General features: G+C 52.7%; 13 protein-coding genes. 4 read left to right on the top strand and 9 right to left on the bottom strand.

Annotated elements, in window-relative coordinates:
- Nucleotides 1–64: 64 nt before the first annotated feature.
- The 4 genes from D7Z26_RS27530 to D7Z26_RS17855 form a co-directional block, all read right to left on the bottom strand.
- Nucleotides 65–919: a peptidoglycan-binding domain-containing protein gene (locus tag D7Z26_RS27530; protein ID WP_199731730.1), complete on the bottom strand. Its 855-nt coding sequence runs from the start codon at nt 917–919 to the stop codon at nt 65–67.
- Between the two features lie 261 nt (nt 920–1,180).
- Nucleotides 1,181–2,731, bottom strand: coding sequence for an MDR family MFS transporter (locus D7Z26_RS17865; RefSeq protein ID WP_120978344.1), 1,551 nt, complete (start codon nt 2,729–2,731; stop codon nt 1,181–1,183).
- A gap of 180 nt (nt 2,732–2,911) precedes the next feature.
- Nucleotides 2,912–3,754, bottom strand: coding sequence for an HNH endonuclease (locus D7Z26_RS27835; protein WP_233567014.1), 843 nt, complete (start codon nt 3,752–3,754; stop codon nt 2,912–2,914).
- A gap of 230 nt (nt 3,755–3,984) precedes the next feature.
- Nucleotides 3,985–5,055 carry a branched-chain amino acid aminotransferase gene (locus tag D7Z26_RS17855; RefSeq protein ID WP_233567013.1) on the bottom strand — a complete coding sequence of 357 codons (1,071 nt, stop codon included), beginning with the start codon at nt 5,053–5,055 and terminating at the stop codon, nt 3,985–3,987.
- A gap of 124 nt (nt 5,056–5,179) precedes the next feature.
- On the opposite strand from D7Z26_RS17855, the gene D7Z26_RS17850 reads away from it, so the two are divergent.
- Nucleotides 5,180–6,070 carry a LysR family transcriptional regulator gene (locus tag D7Z26_RS17850; protein WP_120978464.1) on the top strand — a complete coding sequence of 297 codons (891 nt, stop codon included), beginning with the start codon at nt 5,180–5,182 and terminating at the stop codon, nt 6,068–6,070.
- 94 nt (nt 6,071–6,164) lie between these two features.
- On the opposite strand, the gene D7Z26_RS17845 is transcribed toward D7Z26_RS17850, so the two are convergent.
- The 4 genes from D7Z26_RS17845 to D7Z26_RS17830 form a co-directional block, all read right to left on the bottom strand.
- Nucleotides 6,165–6,959: a CAP domain-containing protein gene (locus tag D7Z26_RS17845; RefSeq protein ID WP_158602366.1), complete on the bottom strand. Its 795-nt coding sequence runs from the start codon at nt 6,957–6,959 to the stop codon at nt 6,165–6,167.
- A gap of 161 nt (nt 6,960–7,120) precedes the next feature.
- The gene (locus tag D7Z26_RS17840; RefSeq protein WP_120978339.1) at nt 7,121–8,452 is read right to left on the bottom strand and encodes an MFS transporter; all 1,332 of its coding nucleotides are present in this window, start codon (nt 8,450–8,452) and stop codon (nt 7,121–7,123) included.
- Nucleotides 8,453–8,655: 203 nt separating this feature from the next.
- Nucleotides 8,656–9,354 carry a ribose 5-phosphate isomerase A gene (gene rpiA / locus D7Z26_RS17835; RefSeq protein ID WP_120978338.1) on the bottom strand — a complete coding sequence of 233 codons (699 nt, stop codon included), beginning with the start codon at nt 9,352–9,354 and terminating at the stop codon, nt 8,656–8,658.
- 94 nt (nt 9,355–9,448) lie between these two features.
- Nucleotides 9,449–10,126: a hypothetical protein gene (locus tag D7Z26_RS17830; protein ID WP_120978337.1), complete on the bottom strand. Its 678-nt coding sequence runs from the start codon at nt 10,124–10,126 to the stop codon at nt 9,449–9,451.
- A 140-nt stretch (nt 10,127–10,266) separates the two neighbouring features.
- On the opposite strand from D7Z26_RS17830, the gene D7Z26_RS17825 reads away from it, so the two are divergent.
- Nucleotides 10,267–11,148 carry a pirin family protein gene (locus D7Z26_RS17825; protein ID WP_120978335.1) on the top strand — a complete coding sequence of 294 codons (882 nt, stop codon included), beginning with the start codon at nt 10,267–10,269 and terminating at the stop codon, nt 11,146–11,148.
- A gap of 75 nt (nt 11,149–11,223) precedes the next feature.
- On the opposite strand, the gene greA is transcribed toward D7Z26_RS17825, so the two are convergent.
- The gene (greA, locus tag D7Z26_RS17820; protein WP_120978334.1) at nt 11,224–11,703 is read right to left on the bottom strand and encodes a transcription elongation factor GreA; all 480 of its coding nucleotides are present in this window, start codon (nt 11,701–11,703) and stop codon (nt 11,224–11,226) included.
- A gap of 150 nt (nt 11,704–11,853) precedes the next feature.
- Here greA and D7Z26_RS17815 point away from each other — a divergent pair, with 150 nt between their 5' ends.
- Together D7Z26_RS17815 and D7Z26_RS17810 are read left to right on the top strand one after the other, a co-directional pair.
- Nucleotides 11,854–12,525, top strand: a complete 672-nt coding sequence (locus D7Z26_RS17815; RefSeq protein ID WP_233567012.1) for a lysoplasmalogenase — start codon at nt 11,854–11,856, stop codon at nt 12,523–12,525.
- Between the two features lie 383 nt (nt 12,526–12,908).
- On the top strand, nt 12,909–15,635 hold the full coding sequence (locus D7Z26_RS17810) for an S-layer homology domain-containing protein (protein ID WP_120978332.1): 2,727 nt from the start codon (nt 12,909–12,911) through the stop codon (nt 15,633–15,635).
- The last annotated feature ends 25 nt before the right edge of the window (nt 15,636–15,660 follow it).

Below are 15,660 nucleotides of genomic sequence, written 5' to 3'. Positions count from 1 at the left end.
TGTTTGAGCAACAGAACAGGAAGTCGTCTTTCGGTACTTTATTTCATTAACCCCTCATCGCTAATTACCTGTTGCCGTAGCCATTGCCCGTGTTGCCGCTACCTGTTCCATTACCGCTATTTGGGCTCTGATTTGGTGCAGGGCTCATGCTGGGTGCCGGACTTGGCGCAGAGCTGGGAACTGGGCTTGGACTTGGCGGTTGATTGCCGCCTATATTCCCTTTAGGCTGTTCATTTCCCTCTTGACCTTGTCCTCCTAGGCCGCCGCCCTTGCCTGGGCCTCCGCCAATGCCGCCTTGTTCTCCGCCTCCGCCAGTGCCTCCACCTTGTCCGCCATGACCTCTACCTTCGCCATGACCTCTGCCTCCGCGATGACCTCTACCTCCACCATAGCCGCCGCCTTGACCTCCGCCTTCGCCAGCGCCACCACCATAGCCGCCGCCTCTACCTTCGCCTCCGCCAGTTCCGCCACCATAGCCGCCGCGTTTACCTTTGCCTTCGCCTCCACCATAGTAGCCCTTGCCAGGGCCTCCGTCGCCTTCGTTTCCTTTACCCCGATCGCGCGATTGCGATGAATTTTTCATACTATCGTAAGCGGACACCATCGATTTCAGCGTATTGTCATCTACCGCGCCCGTTACGGGAAGGCCATGTTCCTTCTGGAAATACTTGACCCCTTTTACGGTCTCGGCCGTATATTTCCCGTTAATCGGACCCGAGTAGCTTCCCATCGTCTTCAGCATTTCTTGGATCTTGTAGACCTCAGGACCGCTCGCGCCTTTACCGATCGCCGAACTCACTTCGGGAAAGCATAGCATTAAAGCGAAAACCAGCGTCCCTACCCCGACGTACTTCCCAATTCCTAAAACAAACCTTTTTATTGCACTCTTCGACGACCCGCCTAAATTGACTTCCTTCATTGTTTATTTTCCTCCTTGCGTATTGGAATACTGGATTGATCTTGCGACAGCTTTTACTATTCCCCATTTTTCGTTTTATTCGGCATCTTAAGAGCATTATTGATGCGAAGTCCTCGACTGGAAATACTAGGAATGTCCACTTTAGTCACTCCCAAGGCGATCAAGGAGCAACTTCCGATTTCTAGCGGCGAAAATGTTAAAAGCCCCGAAAAGGGGCTTTTAGTTGCGTCTGACGAGTTTCGATGCCCAGAGGAAATGAACTTAATTCGCTGGAGCGGGCGCGGTCGTCGAGGCGTATGCCTCCATCTCCGCCTTCGGATCGAACTTCTCGCGGCGCATGTACAGTGCGGCGACAAAGGAGAGAATTGCGGGGATGAGCCCCCAAGCGAACACTTCCGAGATCGAGGAAGACAATCCGCTAAGCGCCGAATCAAGCGTATGCTGCGGAATGCCGGCGCGGATTACCGGGTTCAGCAAGGCATAGGGATCGTTCATATCGAGACCTTGCGGGATCGCGTCCGTTCCGGCGCCCGAGAATGTCTTGGACAGGTTGCCCGTCATGGCGTGGCTTTGGAATATACCGAAGTTCGTAATGCCGAGCATCATGCCGAACGAGCGAAGGAAGTTGATCGTGGACGTCGCCGCTCCCCGCTTCATAGGCGGCAACGAATGGATCGCCGCGTTCGACAATACCGAGAACGAGGCTCCGATACCGAGTCCGACGAGAATCATCTCGAGCGTAATGACCCATCGCGAAGTGTCCGGAGTAATCGTGGTTAGAAGAGCCAATCCCGCCACGAGAAGCACGAGCGTCGAGACCATGAGCGATCGGTAGCTGAATCGGGTCATGAGCATGCCTCCTAGCGTGGCCGTTACCACGGTGCCGAGCATCATCGGGAGCAACACGAGACCGGAGTTCGTTGCCGTCCCTCCGAGAACGCCTTGGATGAAGATCGGGATGTATACGGATGCGGCGATGAACGCCGCGCCGCTCAAGGCAGCGACCACGCTGCTAGTTGCGTACAAACGGTCCTTGAACATCCGGAAGGAGATGATCGGTTCCTCTGCGCGTTTCTCCGCGAGCACGAACAGAACGGCTAATAGAGCAAAACCCGCGAACAAACCGAAAATTTGCATCGAATCCCAAGCGTACATCTTGCCGCCTAGCTCCATCGCGAAGATCAAGCATACGACCGCACCGACCAACGTCGCTGCGCCCATCCAGTCGATCCGTTGTTTGGCATGGGAAAGAGATTCCTTGTAAAACTTCGCGACCATGAACAACGCGAGCAAACCGATCGGCAGGTTAATGTAGAAAATCCATTCCCAGCTTAAGTATTCCGCGATGTACGATCCGAGCAGCGGTCCGAAAATACTCGAGAGTCCGAAGACGGCGCCGAACATCCCCATCAGCTTGCCCCTTTTATCCGGAGACACGGCATCGAACAAAATCGTGAACGAAATCGGCACGAGAGCACCGCCGCCGATGCCTTGTATCGCTCGGTAGATGCTAAGTTCGGCGATTGAGTTCGCTGTACCGCACAGGATCGAGCCGATCATGAACATGACGATCCCGAAGACGAAAAACCTTTTACGGCCGTACATATCGGACAGTTTCCCGAAAATCGGCATTCCGGCCATCTCCGCCACCATATACGCCGAAGTGACCCAAACGAATTTATCGAGACCGCCGAGCTCCCCGACGATCGTGCCCATGGCGGTCGATACGATCGTATTATCCATGGAGGCCATTAGGATGGATAATAGCAATCCTCCGAGCACCCACCCCGTTTTATTCGCGTTCGATTTCATTTTGCAACATCCTTTCGCGTTGTTTAACTGGATTTAATCTCATTTTAAACCCCGAACCCTGACAACATATCGTCAGTGTTCCAATGCCGCGAATAAAGAAATTTCAATTGTGCCATCGCAAAAAAAATCGCCAATCCGTTGCCTCGAAGGTAGCGGATTGGCGATTCATCGTAAAGGCGATTATTCGAACGCGAGCAGAAATTCGTCGAGATCCGTGTTCGCTTTGGATTGGTTGCATTCGTTGCAGGCGCACACGCAATTTACCGGCGTCGTATGGCCGCCTTTGGAACGGGGCAGCAGATGGTCGATCGTGTCCCCGAACTGCCCGCAGAAATAACACGTGTTATTGTCGCGGGCCAGAATCATGCGCTTGAACTCCTTGTTGCCGTAAATCCGCCGGATCGTATGCCGGTTGACGACGACTGCGGCGCTCTCCCTCACTAGGGTATACGCCAGTTCCGGATCGACTTCCTGATACCAACGGCGGCCGTTGTCGGTTTTGCCGCGCATGCGGATAAAGCCTTGGCGCGTCGGTTTTAAGCCGAGCGCGTTCGCGGAGGAGGCAATGTTGGCAACTAGCGGTGCTGCCGGAGGCACAATGACCGCTTTGCGATTTTGCTTTGGCTTTGGCTTTGGTTTCGGTGTCGGCGGCGCATCCGCGGAAGTCGGCGCTGTTTCCGGATGCGCGGCTTCCGAATGCGCGCCAGCACCTTTCTTCGACTTCCGCCTCCTGCGTTTTTTAGGCTTTTTTTTCGGTTCCGCTTCTTCTTGTGCGGGCACGTCAGCGGGCTCGGAAGTTAGCGGCGTTCGCGCGACTGCCACCTCTTCTTCGGCAGCTACGCCCTCGCGGTCCGCAGCTTCGCTCGCCGCCTTACGGCAATCGCGGCAAGTACCTCGGCGCCTTGTGCGCCCGGCTCTCTTCCCGCTTCTGCCGAGAAATTCCTTCAATGGCTTAACGGCAAGGCATTTCACGCATATTTTAGTCGCCGCTTGCGGCTTCTGAAGATCGGTTTCGGTTATCATGATTCGAAGGAAGGATCGGACTAAACCGTCCTTTTTCGTCACCTCATTTGCGATTGGATTACATTTCCTCTCTCGAATATATCATACTCGCGGGCAATAGGAAGCATCGCCTGATCAACCCGGCATATCGGAATACACTAAAAAACCCTCCGCTCTCCTCGTCGACGACCATCGCTGCATCGTTTTCTCGGGTACGAAAGGGTTTATTTTGCCTCGTAATCAATTGCCGCTTACAGCTTCTCGATCCATCCGAAAGGATCTTCTTGCAAGCCTCTCTGAAGACCGGTCATGAAGTCGTATATTCTAGCCGCTAGAGGTCCCGTATTGCCTCCGTTCAACGTGAGCTTGTCGCCCTGCCAGTTCAGTTCTCCGATCGGGGAGATGACGGCTGCGGTGCCCGTTCCGAACGCTTCCTCCAGCGTGCCTTCGCGATAAGCCGCGACCAATTCGTCGATCGAGATCGTTCGCTCCTCGACGGTAATATTCCAATGCTTCAACAAACGAATGACCGAATCCCGCGTGACGCCATCCAGAATGCTTCCGTTAAGCGCCGGAGTGAGCACTTTGTCGCCGACCTTGAAGAACACGTTCATGCTGCCGACTTCCTCGATGTATTTCCGATGGACGCCGTCCAGCCAGAGCACCTGGGAGTATCCTTTTTCAGTCGCTTCTTGTTGGGCTTTAAGACCGGCCGCGTAGTTGCCCCCGGTTTTCGCGTTCCCGATTCCGCCCGTAACGGCGCGAACGTACTCGGATTCCACGTAGATGTTGACCGGGTTGATGCCCTCTTCGTAATAAGAGCCCACGGGAGACAGGATGATCATGAACATGTATTTCTCGGACGGGGACACGCCCAGCGTCGCTTGCGTCGAGATCACGAAAGGCCGGATATACAGAGAGGTACCCTGTTCGTCGGGAATCCAATCCTTGTCCACCTGAATGAGCTGCTTCAGCGCATCCATGACCAGATTCTCGTCGATCGAAGGAATGCTTAGCCGCGCATTGGAGCGGTTCAGGCGCTGCAAGTTCTTGTAAGGACGGAACAGCAGCACCGGTCCTTCGGGAGTACGGTAAGCCTTCATGCCTTCGAACACCGTCTGGCCGTAATGAAACACTTTGGCGGCCGGATCGAGCGAGATCGGCTGGTACGGTACGATCCTTGGATCATGCCAGCCTACTCCTGCGTCGTAATCCATAATGAACATGTGGTCGGTAAAATATTTGCCGAAGCTCAGTTGCGAGTTCTCCGGCTTTTTCTTAGGTTCGGTCGTCAATTCCACGGTAATTTTGTTAAGGCCCACTCGATCATCTTCTCCTTGCCTGTATCGGTTATAGTTGAATGATAACAGAGCTATAAGTATATTGATAATATCTGTTTTATCGGTTATCCATACCTTAAAGGTATGGACGGAGGGGGATGGCGTTATGGACATGCGACAGTTGCGTTATTTTCTGGCGATCGCGCAAGAAGGTCAGATTACCCGCGCCGCCAAGCAATTGAATATGGAGCAACCGCCGTTAAGCCGGCAACTGAAGCTCATGGAACAAGAGTTGGGAGTGGTCCTGTTCGATCGCAACGGAAAACAGCTGCAGCTCACGCAAGCCGGAGAACTGCTTCGCCAGAAAGCGATCTCGCTGATGAATCAATTCGACGAGACGGTCACCTACGTGCAGGAACTCGGCGAAGGCGTTCAGGGCGTCCTGGCGATCGGAGTCGTCGTATCGTGCATTTCCTTGGTTCCTCCGGCCATCCAGCGCTTCTCGGAGAAATATCCTCAAATCACGTTCAAAATCCAAGAAGGCGACCACTTCCTGCTGGGAGAGCTTCTCGAGAACCGGGATATCGAGCTGATCTTGACCCGGCTTCCCTTTCAGTCCGATTTCCGATCGCAGCATTATTCCGTTCTGCCGTTGCCCTCGGATCCGTTCGTAGCCCTCGTTCCCAGCGAATGGAGCCCCGATCCCGAAGAACGAAGCATGAGCATGGAACAATTGGCGCGTCTCCCCTTTCTCACCTTGAAGACCGAAAGAACGACGGGCATGCACGACCGGGTATTCCACGAGTTCAGGCAGCACGGTTTGGAGCCGCGAATTATCAGCGAAAGCTCAAGCGTAGCCATTACCGTCGCCCTGGTCGCTTCCGGAATCGGCGCCGCGATCTTGCCCAAGTCGGTCATGCATACGTTCGAGTCCCCGCGCATTAAACAAATGACGATCGCCGATGCCGAATTCCGGAGCGACGTGGGAATCGTTTGGCTGAGGGACCGCCACCTCTCGAAGAGCGCCCGACATTTCATGGATATGTACGTAGATTAATCCGGAATAGAGGTTCGACAAGAGGAAACCTCCGCGATCGCCGGAAGCATTGACGGTTGCGGAGGCTCATCGCCCTACGGTCTAGGTTGCTGGGTTATTTGCCGATAAATTGCTGGGTCCAGTAGGCTTTACCATCCTTCAGCACGTAACCGACGCCCAAATAGTTGTATTCGGCTTTCAAGATGTTCGCGCGATGCCCGGGCGAATTCATCCAAGCGGTAACGACTTCCTGCGGGGTAGGCTGGCCCATGGCGATATTCTCGCCCGCGGTCTGATACTGCACGCCGAAATTACGCATCATGGCAAACGGATCTCCGTAAGTCGGAGAATCGTGCGAAAAATAATTTTTGGCGGCCATATCTTCGGACTTGGCTTTCGCTGAACGGTTAAGATTGGAGTCGGTTCCCGCGCAAGCGGATAACCCCGCCTTCTTTCTTTCTTCGTTCGTGAGCGCGAGCACTTGTTCCTCGTAACCCGTCAAGTTATCGTGCGCCGGTAGCTTGACCGTCCGGTCTTGATTGATGGGCGATTCAACGGCATTGGACGGAATCCCGACATTCGTACCCGCGCCTGTTCCCGCGCCAGGCCCCATACCTCCTGCTCCGTTACCCGTTCCGGCGCCGGTGCCCGGATTCGCGCCGATCAGCCCGGCGAGATCCGGATTCAAACGCAGCAGCTCGTCTATGTCGACATGATACTTCCGAGCGATATCCCCGAGCGTTTCGTTGCTCCTCACGGTTTGAATGTGCACGGGCTGGTTCGTTTCAATGGAACTCAACCGCATGGGATTCGAATTCGACTTCACGTTCATTCGCGTATTTCCACGATTGCCGCAGGCGACTAGCAGCAGCACGAGCGCCACGCCCCCCAATATCCCTATGCGCTTCATCTTATATCCCCTTTCGTTATCGCTAATTTCCGGTCTCCTCTTTAACTTCCCCGATTTACCGGATTCCATCCCGTTCGGCTTGTCCGGCATCTAACGCAACGCAAATACCCCCGACTTACGAGCCGAGGGATGGTATTGCATTAGAATAGATGCTAGCTTGATTAACTCGCCGCTGCTTCTCGCGTTTTTGCCGCGCTCCTCACGTAACTGAATAGCATAGCCCCGGAACACAGGATCACGACAAGCAACAATTCATAGATATGCCGAAAAGCTTGCGCTTGCGGCAGTCGGCTCTGACGCTCGAGCAATAGACCGCAGACGGCTACCGACACCGAACCCCCGAAAAATTGAATCAGCTGCATGAACCCCATGCCCGATCCGATCGCCGCTCTCGGCAGTCGGAAAGAAGTCTCGTTATTCAAGGAAGCTAGCGTCATGGAGAGCGCCGGGGAGAAGAACAAGTACCCGACCAGGATAATCGCCGGCGAAGACGAGACGTCGAAAACGTAGAAAGCCAGCACGAGCGCAAGCATTCCGTGTCCGATCAACAGGAATCGCATGTTGCCGTATCGATCGATCCATCCGCCGAAGAAACGCGTCATGATCGCGGACAAAATCGCTCCCGGCGCGATCATAAATCCGATATGCAGCGCCGTCTGCCCGTGCAGGTGCGCTAGTACAAGGGGCATGAGGAACAGGTTGCCCAAGTTCACGACAAGGACGCCGAAACCGACGGCCAAGAGCTTGCGGTACCCGCTTTCCTTGAAGAGCTCGGGATTAATGAAGGACGCTTGCGCCTTCCTCAAATGCAGCACGTGTACGATCAAGGATACGATGCTGACAGTAAGCCATATGATGGATTGCTGGGTAATGGCGACTAACAGCGTCGCGGCGTTCACGACCGTAAGCAACGCGCCCCATACGTCGAATCGCGCCGCGGCCGGCCGCTCGCGAGGCAACAGGCGCAAGAGAACGGGCAGAATCGCCAGCACGAGACAGGTGATCGCGAACAATCCGTTCCAGCCGAAGTATTCGCTGATCACGCCGCCCACGATCGGGCCAAGCCCGAACGCCATCGCGCTCCCCGCGGAGATCATGGCGATCGCCCGTCCGCGGCGTTCGATAGGTACGTACCGGCTGGCGAGCACAAGGCCGAGTCCCGCCATCGCTCCCGCGCCCGCCGATTGCAAAATTCTCGCGAGGAGCAAGATTTCGAAATCGCGAGCGAATATGCCTATGACGGAGGAAGCCCCGAGAATCGTTAGCCCGACCCCCAGGAGCCTCCGGATCGGGAGGAGATCCGATAGCCGGCTATAGATAACCGTCGAGAGGGCATAACCGATCGAATAGCTCGAAATCACCCACGACCCGAGGTCCGCGGATATATTCAGATCTTGGATAATGCTTGGAAGAGACACGTTAAACATCGTCGTATTCATCACGACGATGAACAGGCCGATCGCCCAAATAGGCATTACGATTTTGTCGTTCATAGCTGTCCGTCCTTACTGTAGCGCATCTTCGGCGCATAGAAATCATTGCCTATAAGAGTGTGCCATAGCCAGACTCATTATTCCAACGCGGTACGAGCCGGAAATCCGGCGACTCGGATGCTGAGGGACGATTAACCGAAACGAGAGGCCGCCATGCTCCCGATTGCGGGCATAGCGGCCTCTCGTTTCGTTCTATTTCGGGATCAGGTCGTTAGGATCTCGACCGCGTAGTTGATGAACAAGCCCGATTCGATGACGCCCGGAATCGCCTTGATCTCTTTCTCGTAATCCGAAGTAATCTTGTTGAATCGGGCATCGAGAATGAGGTTGCCCGCTTCGGAGATAATCGGACCGTCCTTGCCCTTGGCTAAACGGAGACTAATCTCGTTCGCCCCGAGCTTAAGCAATTCCGTCTCGACGAGGTTAAGCGCGCGAGGATCGACTTCGATCGGGGTCGCGAATTTCTCGCCCAGGAAGGAGACGAACTTCGACGAATCGACGAGAATATAGTTCTCCGGGGAGCTCTTGATGACGAGCTTCTCCGCGAACATCGCGCCTCCGCGGCCTTTGATCAGCCCTTTGTTCGGATCGACCTCGTCCGCTCCGTCGAACGACCAGTCCGGTCTCGCGTTCAGTAGCGTCGTCGTCGGAATACCCATAATCGAGCAAGTCAGAGACACTTCGTGAGACGTCGGAATCGCGACTACGCTCAGCTTCTGTTCCTTAACCTTCCGACTGATGGCCAGCAGCGCCAGATACGACGTAGATCCCGAGCCTACCCCGATCACGTCCCCGTCCCGAACGCGCTCGGCGATCTTGTCCGCTACTTTCTCTTTCTGCTCTTTGTTCGAGATTTCGCTCGACCATTGCAAAGTGGTCGCGATTTTATTGTCCCAGATCATGAATAAACCCCGCTTTTGGCTTTATTGGACATGCATTCTCTTTCATCGATTATACCATTGCTATCGGCGTAGATGAATGGCGAATCCTGATCTCTTATTTCAATTCGGCCAACTTCTTCTCCACGTAAGCCGCCAGCGGTTCCAAGGGGTCGCCGATCGAGAATGTTCCGCCCGACTCCTGTCCGGCTTTTCTGGCCGCGTCCACCATCGACAATTGGGCGACGGACAATCGCCTGTTCCCCCCTTCGGCTTGGATCGTCTCGCGTATGTATTCGGTCAGCACTTCCATATAGCGTTCCTTTTTCCCTTGCATGATCAGCTCGAACGTATGCGGAATTACGCGCGCCTCCATCTCAAGCCGTTGTCCGATGCTCTCCGCATAGTTACGCAATCTCGCCATTGTCCCCTCTACTGTAGCCGGGTTCGTAAAAAGCAGAATTTGCGGCTTTTCGTTCCGGCAAAGCTCTCCGAAGAACGGTTCATCGATCTTGATAATGGGTAGATTAAACGACAACCGTTCCTCGCGCAGCAAAGCGACGTAGTTCGTGCACGTAATCAGAATCGCATCGACGCTACCCTTAGCGATCCATTCTAGCTGCTGGATGACCTTGCTCTCGGCATCCTGCACCGTAAAGCTTGAATCCGAACCGAAGAGACTCAATAAACCGGGATCCACGTAATGAATCAACTCGACTTCGGAAGCGGACAAAGCTTGTTCGATATATCCGATATTGGAATAGTGCGCGTGCAAACAACCGATTATGGGTTTCATGATCCGGATTCCCGCTTTCCCTTTGGTTACTTCGATTGTAACACTCTATTGACGAATTCAACTATTTATCTTAAAATAAAGATATCTTAAATAGAGATTATCTGTTTAAGAAAAAGCAAGTCGAGAGGAGTTGTCTTACGATGACTGCATACCGCGCAATCGAAGGAAACTTTACGGGGGCCCCTTTTCACATGGTCGGCGACGGTTTCCGGGTGTCGAACTATTTTCCGGGGGGAAACGATTTCGGCGAACGATTCAGCCCGTTCATCCTCATGGATTATAACGCGCCGTTTCAATTCCCCCCTTCCGATACGGTCAAAGGCGTGGGAGCGCATCCTCACCGCGGTTTCGAGACCGTTACGATCGCTTATCAAGGCCGCATCGAGCATCACGATAATCACGGCAATCACGGAATCATCGGTCCCGGAGACGTACAATGGATGACGGCCGGCTCGGGGCTTCTTCATAAAGAGTACCAAGAGCAGGAATTCTCCAAGCAGGGCGGCATCTTCCAGATGATCCAACTCTGGGTGAACCTGCCGCGCGCCAGCAAAATGCATTCGCCGAAATATCAGGAGCTATTGAGCGGAGATATGGGAAAAGCCGAGCTTCCGGACGACGGAGGAACGGTTCGGGTCATCGCCGGAGAGTATAACGGAGTCCGCGGTCCCGCGAGCACTTTTACCCCTATTCATCTCTTCGACATTGCGTTCCGGGCAGGCGGCATAGCTTCCTTCCGGCTGCCGGCCGCATTCAACACCGGTTTGCTCGTCCTCCGGGGAGAAGTGACGATCAATGAGAACCATGCGGCCAAAGAAGGAGATTTCGTCCTTTTCGGTAATGCCGATGGGGAAATTCGCATCGAAGGCTTGGACGACGACGCTCTCGTCATCGTGCTTAGCGGCGAGCCTTTGGGCGAACCCGTCTTCCAGCATGGCCCTTTCGTCATGAACAGCAAAGCGGAGCTAGTCGAAGCGTTTCAAGACTTCCAAGCCGGCAAAATGGGCAGATCCGATTTCTGATTAACATTAGCGACGCAAAACAACCCAGCACCCCTGACGAAAGGGGTGCTGGGTTGTTTGTTTTCTCGCGCTTAATTATGCCGGTTTGATCTCGAGGACTTCGTACTTCACGATACCCATGGGAGCGCTGATGCTCACCACATCGCCGATTTGTTTGCCGATCAGTCCCTTTCCTAACGGGCTTTCGTAAGAAATTTTATTATCCAAGACATCCGCCTCGGCCGGGCCGACGATCTGGTATTCCATTTGTTCGGATAGCTCGACATCATTTACGACGACGACGGCGCCGACTTGAACTTTAGAAGCATCCAATCCGCCTGTTTCGACCACGCGCGCTTTATTCAGCATTTTCTCGAGAACGATAATTCTCGTCTCCATGAACGACTGGTCGTTCTTCGCCGAATGGTACTCGCTGTTCTCCTTCAGGTCGCCATAGCTGATCGCAAGCTTAATGCGTGCTGCCAGCTCTTTGCGCTTCACGTATTTCAAATCGTCCAACTCGGCTTGCAATTTCGCCAAGCCTTCTTTGGTCAGGATTACCTCTTCGTTCGACATGATGCACAGCTCCCCTTTTCTTTCTCTATTCCATTGTAACCGATAACGGGTGCTACATTCTCTTTTTTCGCTCGCGTGGGGGGAATTGGCAAAGGATTGCTCCACCGGTTGTAGAATTCATTAGAAAACGACTTGTTGGGGGATTATCCTGTGACAACCGCAAGAACGATCGGATTGCCCGTACTTATCCTGCTCATGGGCTTGCTTTATATTTTCGTCATCCCGTCCGATCCGCATGCCGTCAAGCTTCTGTTCAAGCTCGTTCCGATGGGATTGATCATCGTTTATGCCTATTTGAATTCCCCCGCCTTCAAGGAGCGCTACTCTAAGCTGATCTTAATCGGACTGTTCTTCTGCATGCTTGGCGACGGGTTGCTCGGAATGTTCGTCGTGGGACTGTCCGCCTTCCTGATCGGCCACATCTTCTATTTCGCCGCTTTCGTCAGACGCTGGCGTTACTCGAAAACGAGATTCGCCGCGGTCGTTCCGATCTTCTTATTTGCGTTGTTCATGGGCTGGAAGCTGATGGACGCCCTCGCTCAACACGACAAAGGAGCGTTAATGGCTCCCGTCTTGGCGTATTTAATCGTCATATCCTCGATGGCTTGGACCGCGATCATGAGCGGGCAACGATGGGCGATCACGGGTGCCTTGCTCTTCGTGGCGTCGGACTCGATCCTTTCCTGGAATCTATTCGTCTCCGACATCGCGCATTCCGGAACGTATATCATGACGACCTACTATGCCGCTCAGTTTCTGTTGGCTTATAGCCTTCTTCGGTCTCCCTCGCATCGGACTAACGTTTCCTTCTATACTGCCTGACGCCCGCGTTGAATTCATTCGGCGATTCAGTTACTCACCTCGAATATCCTCGATAATATTCCCCTTAGACATCGAATTCTTCTCCTGTTGTTCCATTTGCCTATCGTTCAAGAGCACGCAGTCTGTTCGTCTATCGATTTATTGGAATTTGTATCGCTTTCAAAAAACAATTCTCCTTATTTGGTAGATTGTGTATAATGATGGTAGAGAACTGCGTCTTGAGGCGCAGTTCTCTCAGCTTACCTTTTTTCTCATAGTAGGTTTTAAAGACTATTAAAGAGGAGGGTAGTGTTCCCGGCTTTTGACCTAGTAATCACCTCATGAGAGTTTCATAGCCCCGAGCTTTATCTAAATAACAATACTATCCAGCCCAGGAGGAACAGATGTCTATTCTAAAACCGCATCGCAAGCTCGTTAGCTTCTTGCTCTCCATTTGCCTGATCTTCTCCTCATTCAGCACTGCCGCATTCGGCGCAAGCGCTCAAAGCGACATTAAAGGCCATTGGGCGGAGAGCCAAATTACGAGCTGGATCGATCAAGGGTTCGTTAAAGGCTTCCCGGACGGCTCTTTTAAACCTAACAAAAATATCACCAGGGCCGAATTCGTTTCCCTCGCCAATCACTCTTTCGGTTTGTCGGAAAAGGCGGATATCTCCTTTACGGATCTGAAGGCCAAAGATTGGTCTTACCCGGAAGTACAGATCGCCGTTAAAGCAGGTTATATTACCGGCTATCAGAACAATACCTTCCGCCCTAGCAATGAGATTACCCGCGAAGAAATCGCCTCTGCCATTGCAAAGTTGCTTAAACTAAATACGGCAAACGCCGCGGCAAGCTCCTTTAAGGACGACGCGAGCATTGCCGCATGGAGCAAAGCCGCGATTAACGCCGTCGTAGCCGATAAAATCATGACACCATCGTCGGCAAATAACTTCAGACCGACTAGCCCCACGACCCGCGCCGAAGCGATCGTGGCCCTAGACCGGGCTCTTAAGTTGAGAGTTACCACTTTCGCTGCCGCAGGAACTTATGGTCCGGCGACAGGCAGCCAAGTAATTAATGGGACCGTCGAGATTGCCGTATCCGGCGTAACCTTGCAGAACACGGTAGTCAACGGAGACTTGCTGTTGGGCGAAGGAATCGGAGAAGGAGACGCCACTTTAAAGAACGTGACGGTCAAAGGAAAAACGATCGTAAACGGCGGCGGCGCGAACAGTATCCACTTCGAAGATTCGATCTTGCTTACGATCGTAATCGACAAAGCAAACGGAACCGTACGTATCGTAGCCGAAGGCTCAACGACCGTTGCAACCGTGGTCGTTCAGACCCCGGCCACGATCGAAGAGTCCAACGTGACGGGCACCGGGATTAAAGCGGTTCAATTAACAGACCTGCTGCCTAAGGATTCTCTAGTAACGTTGAAAGGTTCCTTTGAAAGTCTGACCGTATCCGGCGCCTCGATCAAAATCGATATTCCGGTAGGCAGCGTGGATAAAGTGACGACGGAATCCACCGCAACCGGAACGTCTTTGAATCTGGGCAAGGATGCTAAAATCCTTAATCTCGTTCTGGGAGCCGTCGCAAAACTGTTAGGCACGGGAACGATCGAGAATGCAACCGTTAGCGATGCAGCTAAGGGGACGACTTTCGAGACGCAGCCTAACAAAGTAACCGACTCTTCCGGAACAGTCACACCGCCCGTAAGTGGCGGGGGCGGCGGTGGTGGTGGTAGTGGAGACACTACGGCGCCAATTATTAAAAGCGACGCTGCTTTATCGATCGTTGATGGAGGATTGTTGCTTAATTTCAGCTTTAACAAACAAATCGACCTGAGCACTTCTTCCGCTAATGTAGAAATCAAATATTTTACGAAGAAGTATGCCGGCTTAGAGCCGATCAGCAACCTTATCAAGGACGAGCATCCTCCCTTGGTCAAAGACAAAACTTGGGATGGTTATCTGTACAACGTGGACACCCATGTCAGTTACTCCAAAGGAACGGATCCGCAGTCAACCTACTCAAACGTAATTCCGGCAAATTCGAATCTTGCCACGTTAGTTAAGTACGGCTACCACGATAATGGGGATATGGATTACGCTAATATCGACTGGTCGCTTCCTGCAACTTACGTTGCGCAGATTAAAGTAACCGATAATTCGGGTAACTGGAGCATGAAACAAGTCGAAGTAACGAACGGTTCTTTCCCTGCGGACACAGGATTGAAAATTAATAATGCCAGCTTAGTTGTTGATAACGGATTAATACTTGGCTTCAGTGTCAACAAGGCCCTTGATTTCGACTCCAACGCAAACGTAAAAATCGAGTACTTCACGAAATCGGGTAATGTTGAGACGCCTATCGGCAACTCGATCGCAGGCTCTAACCTTGTCAAAAACAAGGATTGGGACGGCTACCTATACGGAGCTATTACTCAAAAAAGCTATTCTAAAGGTTTGAAACTCAATAGTACTTATTTGAATGTCATCCCAGCAGACACTTCGTTGGTTACATTGGTTAGACAGGGTTTCCATTCAAACGGTGATATGGACTATGTCGACATCGATTGGAATGCCCCTGCCACTTATGTAGCTAAAATTACTGTGACGGATAATTCCGGAACGGTAACGGATATCAAGACTGTTGAAACCACTGTACCTTCAATTAGCAACGTATCGTTAACGGTTGGAGAAGGCCTGCTTCTGCAATTTAGCATCGACAAAGAAATCAACTTGAGCTCCCAAGCTGCCGATGTGAAAATCGAGTACTTCACCAAAGGCAGCGACGGCCAACTTTCCGCTCTCACAAACACCATGACCCACGATGCCCTCGTAAAGAGCAAAGCTTGGGATGGTTACTTATGGACGCCGGAACAAAATTATTCGACTGGCGGCAAATCCCCGAGCAGCTATCGTGACTTGATTTCAGCTGACACTTTGTTAGCTACAGTGGTTAAGTTTGGATTTCACAACCCGATTACGGACATGGACTACGTAGACATCACGGACTGGAATGTTGCCGCTACGTACGTTGTCAAAATCACTGTCACGGATAGCCTTGGCAACAAGAGCTTCGCGACCAAAGAAGTGACTGTAACACCTATAACTGTATAACCAGCACCATAACCTCCAAAGGTAA

This window comes from Cohnella endophytica (genome assembly GCF_003628305.1).
GTDB lineage: Bacteria > Bacillota > Bacilli > Paenibacillales > Paenibacillaceae > Cohnella > Cohnella endophytica.
Note: the sequence above shows the minus strand (reverse complement) of the source record. Positions and strands in the feature narration are given on the sequence as shown.